Consider the following 16,103-nt stretch of genomic DNA (forward strand, 5'->3'; position numbering starts at 1 on the left):
GACCACAGAACTCGCAGTGGTTCCGGCGATGAAAGTGCTCACCTGCTGGCGGCTACGGCACCGAGTCTCTACGACCCGACAGCTCCCATTAGGCGCTGAGGCGATCGCTGCCGCCGCTACAGAGCAGGTCACGGAGGAACGTGAGCGCCGTGCGGGCGGTGGCGTCGTTCTGTCGGAACGCCGGGCCGCCGGTGCGCGGCCGGGTGAAGGCGCCGCTCGCCCGTGCGGTGGTGTGAGGACCGAGGGCGAAGCGGCGGGGGTGGGGGCGTCCGTCGCGGCCCAGGATCCGGCCGTCGTCGGGGTGGACGGAGAGCAGTCCGGTGGCGGTGGCGGCGGCCCCGTCCTCGTACAGCGCCTGAAGGATCGGGCTGCGGGTGCGTTCCAGGGACGGCTCCGGCAGCCGGGCCTCGACGAGTGCGCGGGCCTCGATCCACTCCCCCGGCACGGTGGCGCTGCCGGCCCGGAAGATGCCCCGCTCCTCGTCCGCCTCGACGGTCGTTCCGGCGCCGAGGAAGCGGACGACACCGGCCCTGGAGAGGGCGAGCAGCTGGTGCAGCCGGGGGCCCGGCGGGCCGGATGCGAGGTAGCTGAAGAAGCCGTGCCACCAGCTGCCGATGTCACCGAGCCGCATCAACTGCCCGTAGGCGGTCAGCAGCCCGAGGAAGACGGCGAGGTCCTCGCTGTGGGCGGGGTCGTGGCGACGGTCGAGGTCGGCGGTGATGTAGTCGCGCAGTCCTTGCTGGAGCGCGTCGTACGACGGGTAGCGCACTTTGTCCAGGGGGCGGTCGAGCGCGTCGAGGTCGAGCCGGTCGGCGGGGTCGGGAACCGCGGCGGCTATGAGGGCGTGCAGTTCGGGGCTGTCCGCGTCGGCGGCCGCGTACTTCTCCTCGAAGACCGGCCAGTCGACCGTCGTGCGCTCGGCATGGGCGGTGAAGAGCCGGTGGTAGTGGGCATACCCGAGCTCTTTGTCGACAAGTGGCCATACATCGCGCCGGAAGTCGAGCGGCTCGGACCGGCTCAGCAGCTCCTCGGTCCGGTCCGGGCCGAGGAAGCGCGGCAGCGGCGGACGTTCGCCCTGCCAGCCGTAGCCGATCTTCGAGTGGTACGGGACTCCGCGCCGCGACCCGACGTACAGCACGGGTTCCTTGCCTGAGGGCAGGTACGCGCCGTTCTCGTACCGTCCGCCGCGCCCCTCGGTGAGGAGCACCATCAGATCGATGAAGGCGAGCCCGAAGCCCCGGACGATGACCGGTTCGCCCGCTTGCAGGACCGAGAGATCACTGTCGGCCGTGAAGTCGGGCGGCAGGTGGACGAGCCCGTGCCGCTCCGCGAACTCCGCGAGTTCGACGTGCTCGGGGGCCGGTTCGGCATCGAGGTGGCCGATGGTGAGCACGACGAGGTCGGCCGTCAGCGGTTCGTCGCGCCCCTGCAGCCAGACGCGCTGCCGGCCGCCACGCGGACCGGTGACGCGCAGGGCGCGGCCGCGGTGCTCGTGCACGGTGATGCCCTGCGGGAGCGTGGACACCGCCTGCTCGTACACCCAGCCCAGATAGGCGCTCTGCAGCCGCCTGCTGGGGAAGTCCTGGCCACCCAATGCCCGTATTTCAGCGAGGAGTTCCGGTTCCGCCCGGACAGTGACCCGTCCTTCGCGGACGTCCGCCGCCCAGGCGTGCAGTGCGGGCCCCGGCCGTATCGGCCCCTCCTGCTGGACCGTGTCGTCGGTGAACATGGTGACGTCCTCGGCCATGGAGTTCATCCACAGCAGCGGGGACTGGTCGCGCCGCCAGATCCGGCCGCCGCCGGGCGGGTGCGGGTCGACGAGATGGATGTCGAGCTGCCGGCCCTCGTACAGCTCGGGGGCGTTGGCGGCGATGCGCTCGATGAGGCCGGTGCCGCGCGGTCCGGCGCCGACCACCACGAGAGTGGGCCGCTCGCTCATCGGGCACCCGCCGTGCCGCGCGCGTAGTGCCGTTCGATGTAGTGCTGGCCGATGCCGAGCAGCGAGGTGACGGCCACGTACCAGAGGGTGGCGACCAGCAGCAGCGGGATGACCTGGTAGGTGCGGTGGTACACGAGCTGCACCGAGTACAGCAGGTCCTGCACGGCGATGACGCTGACGATCGAGGTGCCTTTGAGGGTGCCGATCAGCATGTTCCCGGCGGGCGGGACGATGGAACGCATCGCCTGCGGCAGCACGATCCTGCGCAACCGACGCCAGGCACCGAGACCCAGCGACTGGGCGGCCTCGATCTGCCCGCGCTCGACGGAGAGGATGCCGCCGCGGACGACCTCCGCCGCGTAGGCGGCCTCATGGAGGGTGAGCCCGATGACGGCGACCGTGACGGGTCCGAGGAGGTTGACCGTACGGACACCGAGAATCTGCGGGTAGAGCGCTCCGATGTTGAACCAGAAGAGCAGCTGGACCAGGATCGGAGTGGATCTGAAAAGCCATACGTAGCCCCAACTGACCCCTTGGAGAACACGGTTGGTGGAGAGCCTGAGTACGGCCAGCAGTGTCCCGAGGGCGAAGCCGAGCACCATGACGAGCACTGTCAGCCAGAGGGTGAGACCGAGACCGCGCAGGACCGATGCGGTGGTGAAGTAGTCGCCGACGACTTCCCACTGGAAGGCGTCGTTGCGGAAGACCGAGCTCAGCGCCAGGGCAAGAAGCACCAGGACCGCAACGGCCGCCGTCCACTGGCCTGTTCGGCGCACCGGGACGATCCGCAGCTGTTCGGCGTCATGGCCCGTGTCGCTGCGCTTCGAGAGCGGGACCGGGTCCTTCGGGAGTGGGGCCGGACGTGGTTGAGGGAATGCATCTGTCTGCGCAGACATGCGAAGGCTCCGTGGATGCAGAGATCGAACACGGGACGTGCCTTCACGCACAACACAACGCGGACCGGGCCCCTCAGCGCGATCCGTCTCTGAGATAAGCCTTGTTCATGACGCGCTGTCAAGCTTGTCCACACTGTGAGCCGTACGTCTCACCTCGGTTGACGGACCACGGATCGCCTGTTCCACTGGGGCCATGCATTCGCAGCAGTGGCTGGTCAAGCGCTCCCACATCGACTTCGGTCGCGTGTGGTCCTCTTCCTGTTGAGCTGACCCCCTGCGGTTCCTCGTTTCTGTGCCTCGTGCCCTGTCCGGCGCCTGAGCACTGTTCCCTGCGTGTTTTCGCGTACACAACATCGCTGCACCCTCCCCTCGCCTGATCGCTCTTCGCCGTTCGCTGTTCCGAACGCCATCCGCTCTTCCTTCGCCCCGACCGTGGCCGTGCTGCCGTGGCGTGTGTTTTCGCGCTGCCCGACTGCCTGTTCACGGTCGACGACCCGGAGAACCTCATGCCCCGTACCCGGCACACCGCTGCCGTCGCGCTGATCACCGTTGCCGCCCTTGCTCTCACCGCGTGCGGGTCGGGCGACCCGGCGGCCGCACCGGCCGGCGCGGCCGGGACCGCCGCTGCCAAGGAGAAGATCCCCACGCAGGACGTCGTGTCCTCGGTGAGGAAGAACCAGGCCGCGGCAGCACTGCTCCCCGCCGGTGTCCGCGCCTCCGGCACACTGACCATTGCCTCCAGCGTCGGCTCGCCGCCGGGCGCCACCTATCTGCCGGACGGGAAGACCGTGGCCGGTACCGACATCGACATCGCGGACGCCGCTGCCAGGGCACTGGGGCTCAGGCTGAAGCGCGAGACAGCCGCCTTCGAGGCGATCCTGCCCGCTCTGGACAGCGGGAAGTACAACCTGGGGACCGGGAACTTCGGGGTCACCGACGAGCGGCGCAGGACGATCGACTTCGTCACGTACCTCAATGACGGGCAGGGCTTCGCGGTCCGGGACGACAGCAAGCTGACGAAGGTCACCGATCTCACCCAGCTCTGCGGCCTGACCGTGGGCACCACCGCGGGCACCACGTTCGAAGTGACGCTGGAGGAGAACAGACACCGGTGCGCCGACGGGGGCAAGAAGCCGTACGACGTGAAGACCTACTCCGATCCGGGCGCCATCTGGGCCTCGCTCCAGCAGGGTCGCAGCGACGTGGTGATGTCGACCATCAACGGGTTGCGCTACGCGGTGGGCCGGCAGGAGGGCGTGCGCTTCCTCAACGAGTTCAAGCGGCTCGACGTCGGCTTCGCGTTCAAGAAGGGCACTCCGCTGGCGCCCGCTTTTCAGGCAGCGGTCAACGGGCTCAAGGCGGACGGGACGTACGACCGCATCCTGAAGAAGTGGGGCATCGGCGCGTCGGCGATCGAGACCTCGCAGATCTCACCGCCCGAGATCAAGTGACCCGGGGCTGCCGAGCCGCGCCCGAAGCGTGGCTCAGCAGTCGCACCCGCAGTCGCAGTCGCAGCAGTCGCAGTTGCTGCAGCAGTCAGCGCAGTTGCTGCAGCAGTCGCAGGCATCGCAGCAGTCGCATTGGCTGCACAGACCCTCGCGGCGCTGCCGGCTCCACGGGTCCTCGAAGGTCCCGCAGCACATCTGGCAGGTGCAGGCGAGTCCCGCCCACACCAGACAGCCCGCGATCAGCCCGCGCCGGTCGCGCGGCGGCTCCGGCGGGGGCGACGGCGGGCCGAACGGGCTGCCGGGGGCGTTCGGTGCGTACGGATTGCCGGGCGGCGGCCCGAAGGACCCGGTGACGCCGTGTCCACCGGCCCGGTGCGTATCCGCCTGATGGGAGCACGTCTCCGTGGCGAACGCGCGGTCCACCGACCGGCGCAGTTCATGCACGAGCAGCACATGCGCCAGCTTGTCATCGGTGAATTCGACGTCGCGCAGCGCCAGCCGTACGCCGCGCAGCGCGTCGTCGCACAGCCGCCGGGCCTCGGCGCGCGAGGTACCGGTGGCGGTGAGCGGGTTCCAGGCGCCCGAAACCGTGTCAGCTTCCTGGTCCTCCACGGCATCCAGCAGATGGGCCAGCCGCCCGAAGAGCCGCCCGGCCTCGGCGAGCGGCTCGGCGTTCTGCGGCTTGCCCGCGAGTACGGCGGTGTGGGCGAAGGCCGCCGCGGTGGCCGTCTCGGTGGGCTCGGTGACCGTCAGCAGCGGGGTGCCGAGCCCCGCGAGCCGCTCGATGCCGGTCTGCCGATCGACGGCGTCGACGAGGACCGCGGTGTCGAAGCCCAACTGTGCACCGGTGCGCGCCCCGGCCCTGTCCCAGCCCGCGGCGACCCGGCGGGCGGCTGCGGCGACCGGGCGGCGCTTCAACAGCCCGTCCCGGTCGGCGACGTGGTCCCGCACCTTTGCCGAGGCCAGCACCAGCGAGACGGCGGCGGCGAGCCTGGCACCTTCGCCGCGGGCGACCGGCGCGGTCCGCATGGCGCGCAGCGGGCAGGGACCCGCGGTGCGCCACCGGCCCGTGGTGCGCTCCGCCTGAGCCTCCGTCAGGACCGAGACGATCAGGCCGTCGTAGTTCGTGACGATCCGGGCGAACTGACCGTGGTTCGAGCGAAGTGCGAGACAGAGCCCGCAGAGATGAGCCATCCACGCGGTCCTGAGCCCCTCGGACAACCGATGGGTACAGGGCCTGACTATTCCGAACACGACAATCCCCCGAGAGCCGTTCAGCCATGCGCAGCGCTCGTGCGGGTGCGCGACGGGCATCGTATCGAGTGACCCGTTCACCCGTACGTCCCCCGTGTCACCCGTACGGGCCGGAGCATCATATTTTCTTTTCCCCAGGGGTCCGATACGGGAGGAAACCTGACGAATCGCCACATCTTCTGCACCAGTAACGTCACGAATCGCCTGCGCGCCGACTATCCACTTGGCGCACGATCCGCATCATGGTCGACCATAGGGATACGAAAGAGATGCGGAACACCAAGGAACCGCGGTGAGAGGAGGCGTCCATGGGATCGGTGCGCAAGGCGAGTGCCTGGCTGGGCCTCGTAGAGGACAACGACGAGCGTTACTACGACGACGACGAGTACGCCGAGGGTGCAAGGACCGGGACCGGCAATGCCTGGGTGACCGACCCACGGGTGCAGGTGGTCTCCGAGGCCGCCGAGGAAACGGGCCGCCGGATCGCCACGGTCACCCCGGACAGCTTCCGGGACGCGCGCGCCATCGGCGAGCTCTTCCGGGACGGCGTCCCAGTGATCATCAACCTCACGGCCATGGACCCTGCCGACGCGAAGCGTGTCGTGGACTTCGCCGCGGGGCTGATCTTCGGACTGCGCGGTTCGATCGACCGCGTGGCCACCCGGGTCTTCCTGCTGACCCCGGCCGACACCCGGGTGCTCAACGGCGAAGCCGTCGGCCGACCGGCCGACGGCTTCTTCAACCAGAGCTGAGCAGGGCGCTCTCCGGATCGGTCCGGCCGGCGTCCCCCGTTCTACCGGAATGCGTCCAGGCCGGTGAGCGCCTTGCCCAGCACCAGCTGGTGCATCTCCACGGTGCCCTCGTACGTGAGCACCGACTCCAGATTCGTCGCATGCCGCATCACCGGGTATTCGAGCGAGATCCCGTTGGCGCCGAGGATCGTGCGCGAGGTGCGGCAGATCTCGATGGCCTCCCGCACATTGTTGAGCTTTCCGAAACTGACCTGTTCCGGGCGGAGCCTGCCCGCGTCCAGCCGACGGCCCAGATGGTGGGCGAGCAGGATGCCCTTGTGCAGTTCGACGGCCATGTCCGCGAGCTTGGCCTGAGTGAGCTGGAAACCACCGATCGGCTTGCCGAACTGTTCCCGGGTCTTCGCGTAGTCGACCGCTGCCTCGAAGCTGGACCGCGCCGCACCCATGGCCCCCCAGACGATGCCGTAGCGGGCATGACTGAGGCAGCTGAGCGGTCCGCGCAGGCCGGTGGCCCCGGGGAGTACGGCGTCGGCGGGCAGCCGCACCTCGTCGAGGACCAGCTCGCTGGTGACCGAGGCACGCAGCGACCACTTGTGCTTGATCTCGGGCGCGGAGAAGCCGGGGGTGTCCGTCGGCACGACGAAGCCGCGGATGCCGCTGCTGCCGCTGCCCTCGTCGGTCTGCGCCCAGACGACGGCGACCCCGGCCACGGAGCCGTTGGTGATCCACATCTTGCGGCCGCTGAGCACCCAGTCTCCCCCGCTCCCGGCTCCGCCCGAGCTTGAGGTGCCCCCTTTGACGCGCTTGGCGTGCATCCGCATCCCGGCCGGGTCGGAGCCGTGATCCGGCTCGGTGAGTCCGAAGCAGCCGATGATCTCGCCGGCCGCCATGCCCGGCAGCCACTGCTGCTTCTGCTCCTCGGAGCCGAAGCGGTGAATGGCGTACATGGCGAGGGAGCCCTGCACGGAGACGAGTGAGCGGATCCCGGAGTCCGCCGCTTCGAGCTCCAGGCAGGCCAGTCCGTACTGGACGGCGGTGGCGCCCGCACAGCCGTATCCCTGCAGGGACATGCCGAGGGCGCCGATCGAGCCGAGTTCGCGGGCGAGCTCACGGATGCCGGGCAGCTCGCCGTTCTCGTACCACTCGGCAATGTACGGCAGGATCCGGTCGGCGGCCCAGGCGCGGACGGTGGAGCGGATCGCGAGGTCCTCGGGGCTGAGCAGATCGTCGATGCCGATCGGGTCGCCGGGGTCGAAGGGCGGGAGCTTCGACGGCTTCGCGGGAGATGGGGTGGACATGAGGGTGCCTCCGGCGGCTCGCACGATACTAAAACTAGCAGTGTTAGTTATGGCGTCGTGCTGACGTTACGGCTCAGTGTGCCGCGCGTCCAGAGCCGGTGGCCTCGGCGGGTTGCCGCCGGGCGGGCACCGAGAGCGACCCTTTCGGCGGACCCTGGACCGGGGCGCCCTGGGGAGCAGGGAACGCGCGAGGCCCTCGCGCCTCCACGGCCACGGCCGCCTCGGCGGCTTCGCGGGGTTCGCAGATCTCCACCGGCGGGCACTCCATCACCCGCGGCAGTCGCAGCGCGGCAAGCGCGCCCACCAGCAGCAGACCCGCACTGACCAGCAGCGTGACATGCAGCCCGTTGATGAAGGCATGCCGGGCCGTGCTCCGCAGCACCCCGCCCAGCGGACCGTCCAGCTGCGAGGCGACCTGATAGGCCTCGCCCAGTGAGTGAGAGGCGGCGGCGGACGCCTCGGCGGGGACCCCCGCTCCGGAGAGCTTGGCCAGTCCGGGCGTGTAGGCGGCGTTCATGACGCTGCCCAGCAGGGCGATTCCCATGCCCGCGCCCAGCTGGTACGAGGTTTCGCCGATGGCCGCCGCGCCACCCGCCCGGTCCGCCGGGGCCTCGCTGAGCATCGATTCGTACGCCCCGAAGAGCGTGGACTGGAGCCCGAAGCCGAGCACGACGAACGCCACGGTCAGCAGGGCGGGCCGGTCGTGCTGCCCCATCAGGGTCAGGATCAGCACCGAGGCGGCGGTGAGCACGAAGCCCCAGCCGACCATCCGGCGCGGTCCGACCCGGCGCAGGGTGTACGAGCCGGTCGCACCCGCGGCCATCGCGGCGAAGGTGAGCGGCAGCAGCCGCAGGCCGGTCTCCAGGGGGCTGAGGCCCAGGACCAGCTGCAGATACTGGACGGCGATCAGTTCCAGACCGACCAGGGCCAGCATGGCGATGACGATGCAGCCGACCGCGGTGGAGAACGCGGGCCGCGCGAACATCGCGATGTCGATCAGTGGATGCGTACGGCGTTTCTGCCGACGGACGAACGCGACGAGCAGCGCCGCCCCGAGCAGCAGCGGTACGAGGGTGGCGGGGCCGAAGACGCCCTCGCCGGTGCCCGCGCGCTTCACACCGAGGACCACCCCGAGCACTCCGGCCGCGGCCATCAGCGCGCCGAGCACATCCCAGGGGCCGTCGTCGCTGCCCCGCGATTCGGGCAGCAGCAGTCGGCCGACCGGCAGGATCAGCGCCATCAGCGGGATGTTGATCAGAAAGACCGAGCCCCACCAGAAGTGCTCCACGAGGAAGCCGCCGATGACCGGTCCGGTGGCCGCGCCGACGGCGGCGACCGCGGTCCACACCCCGATGGCGACGGCTCGCTCGCGCCGGTCGGGGAAGACCTGGCGGAGGATGGAGAGCGTCGCGGGCATGATCATCGCGCCGCCTACACCCAGCAGGGCGCGCGCCGCTATCAGTACGCCGGGACTGTCCGCCACCGCGGCGATCGCGGAGGCCACGCCGAAGAGCGCGTAGCCGAGCAGCAGGATGCGGCGGCGGCCGACCCGGTCACCGAGGGTGCCGAAGAGGATCAGCAGCGAGGCGCAGACCAGTGGATAGGCGTCCACGATCCACAGCAGACCGACGGCGCTGGGCCGCAGATCCTCGGTGACGGCGGGTACGGCGACGTGGAGCACCGTCGCGTCGAGCGCCACGAGCAAAAGACTGAGGCAGAGGACGACCAGGACGACCCATCGATTGGCACCGTCGGCGGCTGCGCGCAGCCGGAATCGGGCTGTGGTCGTCCCGGACATGCATGTACCTCCCAAAGGTCCCTCGCGCTCGGCAGGCCAACCGGGGAAGCAGCGTGCACTGCCCCTCCAGGCCCGGCATCGACGGGCGAGTGATCCGTCAGCGTACGCGAGTTCGACGTGACCACACGTGGTCGATCTCATACCCCGACAGGTCGTGAGGTGTGGCATGCGCCACGCCGGTCGCCCCGCCGGCTCCGCGCCCGACCGGCCCCGGCATCGACTTGTGACCGTTCCGTGACCGGCCGGGCACCGTCCGTCCACCCGCCCATCTCGGCCGGAGAAATGGATACCTGCACCGCTCGCCGTTTATTCGGAGATACTCAAACACTCTTCCGAAATAAGCGCGGAAGAAATAGAGCGCGAGGCCGCCGGGATTCACTGACGGGTCCGAAATATTGACCTGACTGAGACATAGTCCACATCACATCGTCATCACAAAGCGGCCCGGACGACCGGATCAGGCACTCACTCGCTGTAACGTCGATTGGGTGCGTACCGACATCTTTGCCCGGCTGGACCGGGAGCCGGAACCGCCGAAGATAGAGCCGCCGCGGATGAGCCGTCACCGCATCGCTCTCTTCGGCGGGACGTTGGCGTTCTATCTCGCCATCGTCGTTGCCGTGCTGATCGGCTCCTGGCTGGTGACCCTGGACTGGAAGGTCATGCTCTTCCGGCCCTACCAGCAGTGGCCCGGAATCCATGCCTTCCTCGACTACTACGTCGTGCTCGGCCAGCGAGGCCCGACGGCCGTGATGGTCGCCTGCTGGCTCGGCTGGCGCTCCTGGCGGCAGCACACTCTGCGGCCCCTGCTGACCCTGGGCGCCTCGCTGCTGCTGCTCAACCTGACCGTGGGTGCCGTCAAGCTCGGCCTGGGCCGGCTCGGCCCGCACTACGCGACCCAGATCGGCTCCGCGGAGCTCTTCGCCGGCGGCGATATATTTCCGTCCGGACACACCGCCAACGCCGTGGTGACCTGGGGAATCCTCGCCTACCTGGCCACTACGCCGCGGGCCAGGCGCTACCTGTCGGCCGTATCGGCGGTGGTCTCGCTCGGGGTCGGGCTCACAACCGTCTATCTCGGTACGCACTGGCTGAGCGATGTGCTGCTCGGCTGGGCCGCGGGGCTGCTGATCCTGCTGGGCCTGCCGTGGGTCGAGCCGTTGATCACCCGTACCGAGGACTGGATCTTCGCGGTGCGCGAGCAGTTGCGTGCGCGCCGCCGGACCGCTCTCCCCGTGCCCGTCGCGGCCGGTGCGCCCCAGGCCGTGCTGCTGCCGCAACCGGACAGTGGTGACGGCGCGGGCGGGAACCCGGTGCTCGAACCGGTCGCCACAGGCGGTCGCCCTGCCGCCTCGGCACCTGCCGCTCCGGCGGCAGGGACACGGCAGCGGGCCCACACGCCGCACGTGGTGCGCTCGGAGCGGACGCCGGTCACCCCGGCCGGCAGTCGGCGCCCGCCGCACGCGGACCGATCGCCGCGAGGCGGCACGAGCCCGGCCCGCCCGGTGGCCGGGGGCTGACGGAGCACACCCCGATGCGGGGGCGGTACGCACAGCCTCCCTCCGCACAGTCAAGGCCCCGACCCTCGGTCGGGGCCTTGCTCATGACAGAGGTCTCAGCCGACCCAGCAGCGGGTCACCACGGCGTTGTCGACCTCGAAGTTGATCCGCCCGGCCAAGTACTCCATGGTGATGATCGCCCCCGGCGGCAGAGCCCTGACAGTGCGCCAGCCGCGGGCACGGGCCCTCCGCTCGGCGGCTTCTGCGGCGAGGCCGACATACGCGCCGGGCGTGTCATCGGGCTGGGCGGGAGGGGTCGGGATAGGTGCCATGCCACTCACCGTAGGCGCCCCCGGACGGGCACGGAAGCCGGGCGCAGGCACCCGGCACCGCATCCTCACGTACGCCACCGGTCACGCTTGTGTCACAGGATCACGACAGCCGTTTCCCTCGCACTGCTTCACTCGAACGTGCGATTCTCAGCCCGACGCACAGTAATCACCCGCACTTACAAACGATCACTGAACGGCTGGGAAAACCCGAGGAAATATGACATACCCGATGGTCGGAATTTCCTTCATGTAAGGCATTTCAAAACGGGCTCGCCATCGGGAATTCACGCTTCCTTATGGCAGCCTTATCTTCTGGTCGGAATATCCACACCATCGGACCGGGGCCGCCGCTCGCATCCGCCCGTATACCGGACACAAGCCCGCCCTGACCGGCCGGACACACCGGGCGAGCGGTCGGTCGAAAGTCCGCGGCTGCCTTCAGCCGAGTGCCCGGGAGAGCCGGTCCCGGGCCGCCCTGATGGCTTCGGTGAGCTCCTGCGGTTCGACAACCTCGAAGTCGAAGCCCATGAGCATCACGTGGATCACCAGGACGTCGAGGCTCGCCGCACCGGTGCGCAGCAGGCAGCTGTCCGCGTCGATCGCCTCCAGCACTCCGGAGGACGGCGAGATGCGCTCCGCGGCCAGCTCGACCGGCACCTTCAGCCGGATCACCGCATGCGTCGCGTACGCAGAGATGGAGACGCCCTCCGAGACATAGGCGGCCAGGTCCTCGGCGGGCGGGCGGCGCGGAACGAAGCGGGGACCGTGCGGCGGCGTGGGGGTGATCCGGTCCGCCCGGAAGGTGCGCCAGTCCGCGCGCTCCAGGTCCCAGGCGACCAGGTACCAGCGGCGCTCGGTGCACACCAGCCGGTGCGGTTCGACGGTCCGGCGCGATACGGAGCCGCCGTGGGACCGGTAGGCGAAGCGCAGCCGCTCGCTGTCCCGACAGGCCCCGGCCAGCTCGGTGAGGACGCCCGGGTCGACGGTGGAGGCGCCGGGTCCGCGCATCATGGGCACAGTGAAGGCGCTCAGGGCGCCGACCCGGCGGCGGAGCCGGTTCGGCAGGACCTGCTCGAGTTTGGCGAGTGCGCGTACGGAGGTCTCCCCGATGCCCTCGACGCCGTGACCGGCCGCGGTACGCAGCCCGACCGCCACCGCGACCGCTTCCTCGTCATCGAGGAGCAACGGCGGCAGCTCGGCCCCCGCGCCGAGCTGATAGCCGCCGCCGGTGCCGGGGCTGGCGTTGACCGGATAGCCGAGCTCGCGCAGTTTGTCGACGTCCCGCCGGACGGTCCGGGGGGTCACCCCGAGCCGTTCGGCGAGATCGGCTCCGGACCAGTCCCGGTGGGCCTGCAGGAGTGAGAGCAGGCGCAGCAGTCGTGCCGAGGTCTCCAACATGGGGCGAGTCTGCCAGTGGTCGAGGACAGTTGCTGTCCTCGATCCCGTCAGTCGTGCCGTCGGACCGGCTCCAGCCGTAGACAGAGGTCGTTGTCGGCCGAGTAGCAGGGAGCGGCGAGGACGTCCCCCGTGGTGGCTCGAGGCGGGTAGACGAAGATCTTCTTGCGGTCCCAGATGTCGTCGAGGATGCGCGAGATCCTGATCCCGCCGGTACCGCTCCCGCTCGGCCCGCCGGGGAGCAGCCACAGTTCCCACAGCTGCGGCGCGGTCACCCGTCCGGCGGTCGGCAGGTCGTACGGGAGGCTGAAGGTGAAACTCCCGTTCCTGCCGGTCACGGGCGCCCGGCAGCTCCGCTCGGGATGGCCGGCCGTCCGCGCCTCCACGCACGCGTCGTCGCCGAGCTCCGCCCCGTACAGCGTCCCGTCGACGGTCATCGCGGCCGGACCGAAGGTGATCGGCCCGGCCTCCGCGTGCGGCGCGCGAACCCAGCAGCGCACGGCGAGCCGGCCGTCGGCGGTCGGGTACGGGATGCGGACCACGACCCCGCCGACTGTGCCACCGGGGCCGGGCGTGCGGTCGACCAGGGCCCGCAGATCCCTGACGCCGGGTTCGACAGCCGTCTCGCCGTCCGTGCCCGGCTGCTGCACCCAGGCGTCCCAGCGGCCCTCGGCAAGCTCCTTCGTGCCCGGCAGCACGGCGCGCAGCCGCCCGTCACCGTCCGGGCTCAGGGGCAGCCGCACGTCCTCGGCCGTCCGGTCGCTCCTCCCCTTCGTACCGCGCAGGCGCAGGAACAGGACGGCTCCCGCTGCCCCTCCCTCCCGGCGGTCCCGGAGGAGACCGAAGGTGATCCGGCCGTCGGCGTCGGCGACGCAGTCGGCGACGCGGCCGGCAGTGGATTCGGCGGGCGGTGTCGGCCGCAGCGCGGGCACAGTCACGCGGCCCTCCCCTTGCGGAGCGCATCGCCGGCCTTGTGGCGCAGCGCGTACATGCCGTCCAGCACCGCGCCGCGGGCCCTGTGCACGCCGGTGCGCAGGGCGCTGTGCGAGTGGTGGCGCCCGCCGCGCCCGATGAGTTCGGTGTAGAGCCCTTCGTGGCGTTCGGCGATCAGCGCGGGGTCGAACCGTCGCGATGCGGCGCGGGCGGCGCGTCCCATCCGGTGCCGTGTTCCGTCGTCGTCGATCAGGCCGAGCACGGCGTCCGCGACCGCGGCCGCGTCCCCGACCGGCACCAGCCGTCCGTCGTTGCCGTCATCGATGATCTCGCGGGGGCCGTGCGGGCAGTCGGTGGCGACGACCGGCAGGCCGCAGCGCATCGCCTCGACGATCGTCATCCCGAAGGACTCTCGGTCCGAGGTGACCGCGGCGATCGCCCCCTTGGGCCACTCGGCCTCCAGCGGGTTGACCGAGCCCATCAGGAACACATGGTTGTGCAGGCCCAGTTGGCCGATGAGCGTGTGCAGTGCCTGCCGTTCGTCGCCGGTCGCGTCGCCGCCGCCGTAGATGCGAAGACGCCAGTCGGGGCGGACGGCTACCACGTCGGCGAACGCGCGGACCAGCACGTCGTACCGCTTCACCTTGTGCAGCCGCCCCGCGGCGATCACCCACTTGCTGTCGCAGTCGGCGGGTGCGACCACCGGCTCGGGCACCCCGTTGGGGATGGACTCGATACGTACGCCGGGCAGCCGCAGCCCGGTCCGGTAGGCGTGTGCGTCAGCCTCGGTGACGGTCGTGATCGCGTCGAGCAGCGTGTAGCGGTGGCCGATCTCACGGCGCAGCCGGTAGCTGTGGCTGTCGAGGGTGAGGTGCTCCTGCCCGATCCGGACCGGACCGCGTCTGGCCTGCCGGGTGATCTGGACATTGAGCCCGGGGCGGGTGCCGACGACGACATCCGCCTCCAGGGAGCGCAGATGGTCCGCCACCCGTGCGTCGGTGAGTCGGCTGTACTGCCGGTACCGGCTGTCGCCGCGGGCGAAGACGGCGGCGGGTCTGGTGTGCTCGATCGTGTCGCCGTCGTACGTGGGGCTCTTCTTGCGCAGGTCGACGAGGTGACTCATCCGTACGCCGGCGGGGGCGCCCAGCGCGGGGGCTTCGCGGTGACGGAAGACCGACACGATCTCGATGTCATGGTGCTCGGCCAGTTGCCCGGCGAGGTTGAACGTCGTGCGGATGGTGCCCCCGACCCCGTAGGCGTTGTGGAGCAGAAACGAAATGTGCATGACTCGCCGTGTCCCCCGGTTCGACCGATCTGCTGCGGGCTCCACCTGTCATGACGGTGAGAACCGATCGCCGGTTTACTCAAGGTATCGACGAGTTTCAGCCACTTCTATGTTCCCCTATTTCATGATTTGTCGACCTGCTGTCGAACCGGTCGCTCGTCGGGCCAGGCAGATCAATGTGCCACCAATCAGCGAGTATTGACCGAAAGTAAACCCTTCGGGGCTCCGATTCACCCGCCGCGCCGGACGGTTCGATTCCGTTCCCTTTCGCGCGTGACCCCGGCCACGGATCGCCCGTTGTCTCTTCATGAGCCGGGAACCGCCCGGCGCACGTACCGAGTTCGAGGAGCCACCCGTGCCGCGCATGCTCGACGTCAGCGAGGACGTACGCGCCGAGATCGGCGATGCCGAAGCCGATCGGTTGCTCGTCGGCGACAACGCCCCGGGCAGCTACGACTGCACCTCCTGCCGTACCCCTGGCGATTCCGAGCAGGAGCGCACCAGCACGGTGCTGTTCGTCGGCGACGAGACCGCCGTGCTCGCCTTCGCGCACGCGACCTGCATCCCCTCCCAGGTCGTCCAGGTCTCGGAGGAGCAGCTGCAGGGCGCCGTGCGCAGCATCACCGGCAGCGAGCCGGAGGGCCCGGAGGGGCTCATGCCCGGCCAGGCCGTCCTCGGCGTCACCAGCGGTCTCGTCCTGATCGACGACGAGCTCCACCCGGCGCTGGTCGTCGAACCGACAGGCGCGATCGCCCGCCCCGGTACGGACGGCAGCCGAGGCGACGAGTTCCTGCAGCTCCTGCTGGAACAGGGCTTCCAGCAGGCCCACGGGATGGACAGGCTGCCCGCCCTGCTGCACGGCTGGTCGATCCTGCTCGCCATGGGACAGCTGCACGCCGTGCTGCAGCCGGGCACGGGCGGCGGCGCCCCCGTCGCCTGGTGGCAGGCGCACGCCCCGCTGCAGGTCACCGAGGGCTGGCGGACCGCGGCCAACAAATCGCAGACCGTTCTCGTCTTCGCCGCCCCGGCCGGATCGATCGGCCAGCAGCCCCGCGAGGACCTGCTGCGCGACGCACTGGAGAAGGCCGCGGCCGGCGGTCTCCTGGTCGCGGCGGCGATGCCGCTGGCCGGGACCTGATCATGTCCGCACGCTCCTCGCACCCGCAGCGAACAGCTATTTCTTCGCCGGGCCCGCATCCGACAGCCGGTGGGGTCGTTGGCACGTACGTGCACTCATACGACCCCTCCCACCAGCGCCCGAGCCCGATCCCTGC

General features: G+C 70.1%; 13 protein-coding genes. 4 read left to right on the forward strand and 9 right to left on the reverse strand.

What is annotated here, in order from left to right; genetic code table 11:
• Positions 1-88: 88 nt before the first annotated feature.
• Positions 89-1,939: an FAD/NAD(P)-binding protein gene (locus tag ACFU8W_RS40380; protein ID WP_384048782.1), complete on the reverse strand. Its 1,851-nt coding sequence runs from the start codon at positions 1,937-1,939 to the stop codon at positions 89-91.
• Entirely contained in the window at positions 1,936-2,835 is a 900-nt protein-coding gene (locus tag ACFU8W_RS40385; protein ID WP_384048785.1) for an amino acid ABC transporter permease, read from the reverse strand. The genes ACFU8W_RS40380 and ACFU8W_RS40385 overlap by 4 nt, the downstream gene beginning before the upstream one ends.
• A 506-nt stretch (positions 2,836-3,341) precedes the next feature.
• Here ACFU8W_RS40385 and ACFU8W_RS40390 point away from each other — a divergent pair.
• A complete protein-coding gene (locus ACFU8W_RS40390; protein ID WP_384048882.1) occupies positions 3,342-4,286 on the forward strand; it encodes an ABC transporter substrate-binding protein in 945 nt (314 codons plus the stop codon).
• A gap of 33 nt (positions 4,287-4,319) precedes the next feature.
• Here the strand turns inward: ACFU8W_RS40390 and ACFU8W_RS40395 are convergent, their stop codons facing one another.
• Positions 4,320-5,537, reverse strand: a complete 1,218-nt coding sequence (locus ACFU8W_RS40395; protein ID WP_384048788.1) for a DUF5685 family protein — start codon at positions 5,535-5,537, stop codon at positions 4,320-4,322.
• A gap of 308 nt (positions 5,538-5,845) precedes the next feature.
• Here ACFU8W_RS40395 and ACFU8W_RS40400 point away from each other — a divergent pair, with 308 nt between their 5' ends.
• Positions 5,846-6,289 carry a cell division protein SepF gene (locus tag ACFU8W_RS40400; protein ID WP_327247169.1) on the forward strand — a complete coding sequence of 148 codons (444 nt, stop codon included), beginning with the start codon at positions 5,846-5,848 and terminating at the stop codon, positions 6,287-6,289.
• Positions 6,290-6,330: 41 nt separating this feature from the next.
• Here the strand turns inward: ACFU8W_RS40400 and ACFU8W_RS40405 are convergent, their stop codons facing one another.
• Together ACFU8W_RS40405 and ACFU8W_RS40410 are read right to left on the reverse strand one after the other, a co-directional pair.
• Positions 6,331-7,587, reverse strand: a complete 1,257-nt coding sequence (locus ACFU8W_RS40405) for an acyl-CoA dehydrogenase family protein (protein WP_384048791.1) — start codon at positions 7,585-7,587, stop codon at positions 6,331-6,333.
• A 73-nt stretch (positions 7,588-7,660) separates the two neighbouring features.
• Positions 7,661-9,385, reverse strand: coding sequence for an MFS transporter (locus tag ACFU8W_RS40410; protein ID WP_384048794.1), 1,725 nt, complete (start codon positions 9,383-9,385; stop codon positions 7,661-7,663).
• A gap of 488 nt (positions 9,386-9,873) precedes the next feature.
• Between ACFU8W_RS40410 and ACFU8W_RS40415 the strand changes: the two genes are divergently transcribed.
• A complete protein-coding gene (locus ACFU8W_RS40415; protein ID WP_384048797.1) occupies positions 9,874-10,905 on the forward strand; it encodes a phosphatase PAP2 family protein in 1,032 nt (343 codons plus the stop codon).
• 95 nt (positions 10,906-11,000) lie between these two features.
• Here ACFU8W_RS40415 and ACFU8W_RS40420 read toward each other — a convergent pair whose 3' ends face one another.
• From ACFU8W_RS40420 to ACFU8W_RS40435, 4 genes are all read right to left on the reverse strand, one after another.
• Positions 11,001-11,216 (reverse strand): I78 family peptidase inhibitor, encoded by a 216-nt coding sequence (locus ACFU8W_RS40420; RefSeq protein ID WP_345513621.1) that lies wholly within the window; start codon positions 11,214-11,216, stop codon positions 11,001-11,003.
• A 438-nt stretch (positions 11,217-11,654) separates the two neighbouring features.
• Positions 11,655-12,614, reverse strand: coding sequence for a helix-turn-helix transcriptional regulator (locus ACFU8W_RS40425; protein WP_384048801.1), 960 nt, complete (start codon positions 12,612-12,614; stop codon positions 11,655-11,657).
• Between the two features lie 47 nt (positions 12,615-12,661).
• Complete coding sequence (locus ACFU8W_RS40430) at positions 12,662-13,549, reverse strand: transferase (RefSeq protein ID WP_384048804.1); 888 nt, start codon at positions 13,547-13,549, stop codon at positions 12,662-12,664.
• Positions 13,546-14,829 carry a glycosyltransferase gene (locus ACFU8W_RS40435; protein WP_345513625.1) on the reverse strand — a complete coding sequence of 428 codons (1,284 nt, stop codon included), beginning with the start codon at positions 14,827-14,829 and terminating at the stop codon, positions 13,546-13,548. The genes ACFU8W_RS40430 and ACFU8W_RS40435 overlap by 4 nt, the downstream gene beginning before the upstream one ends.
• 355 nt (positions 14,830-15,184) lie before the next feature.
• Here ACFU8W_RS40435 and ACFU8W_RS40440 point away from each other — a divergent pair, with 355 nt between their 5' ends.
• Positions 15,185-15,967 (forward strand): hypothetical protein, encoded by a 783-nt coding sequence (locus tag ACFU8W_RS40440; protein WP_384048808.1) that lies wholly within the window; start codon positions 15,185-15,187, stop codon positions 15,965-15,967.
• The last annotated feature ends 136 nt before the right edge of the window (positions 15,968-16,103 follow it).

It is taken from the genome of Streptomyces sp. NPDC057565 (assembly GCF_042801455.1).
Lineage (GTDB): Bacteria > Actinomycetota > Actinomycetes > Streptomycetales > Streptomycetaceae > Streptomyces > Streptomyces yanii.

Excerpts from the sequence above, each read along its gene's own strand:
- ACFU8W_RS40380 (WP_384048782.1), bottom strand. The coding sequence starts at position 1,939 with ATGAGCGAGCGGCCCACTCTCGTGGTGGTCGGCGCCGGACCGCGCGGC.
- ACFU8W_RS40385 (WP_384048785.1), bottom strand. The coding sequence starts at position 2,835 with ATGTCTGCGCAGACAGATGCATTCCCTCAACCACGTCCGGCCCCACTC.
- ACFU8W_RS40390 (WP_384048882.1), top strand. The coding sequence starts at position 3,342 with ATGCCCCGTACCCGGCACACCGCTGCCGTCGCGCTGATCACCGTTGCC.
- ACFU8W_RS40400 (WP_327247169.1), top strand. The coding sequence starts at position 5,846 with ATGGGATCGGTGCGCAAGGCGAGTGCCTGGCTGGGCCTCGTAGAGGAC.
- ACFU8W_RS40405 (WP_384048791.1), bottom strand. The coding sequence starts at position 7,587 with ATGTCCACCCCATCTCCCGCGAAGCCGTCGAAGCTCCCGCCCTTCGAC.
- ACFU8W_RS40410 (WP_384048794.1), bottom strand. The coding sequence starts at position 9,385 with ATGTCCGGGACGACCACAGCCCGATTCCGGCTGCGCGCAGCCGCCGAC.
- ACFU8W_RS40420 (WP_345513621.1), bottom strand. The coding sequence starts at position 11,216 with ATGGCACCTATCCCGACCCCTCCCGCCCAGCCCGATGACACGCCCGGC.
- ACFU8W_RS40425 (WP_384048801.1), bottom strand. The coding sequence starts at position 12,614 with ATGTTGGAGACCTCGGCACGACTGCTGCGCCTGCTCTCACTCCTGCAG.
- ACFU8W_RS40435 (WP_345513625.1), bottom strand. The coding sequence starts at position 14,829 with ATGCACATTTCGTTTCTGCTCCACAACGCCTACGGGGTCGGGGGCACC.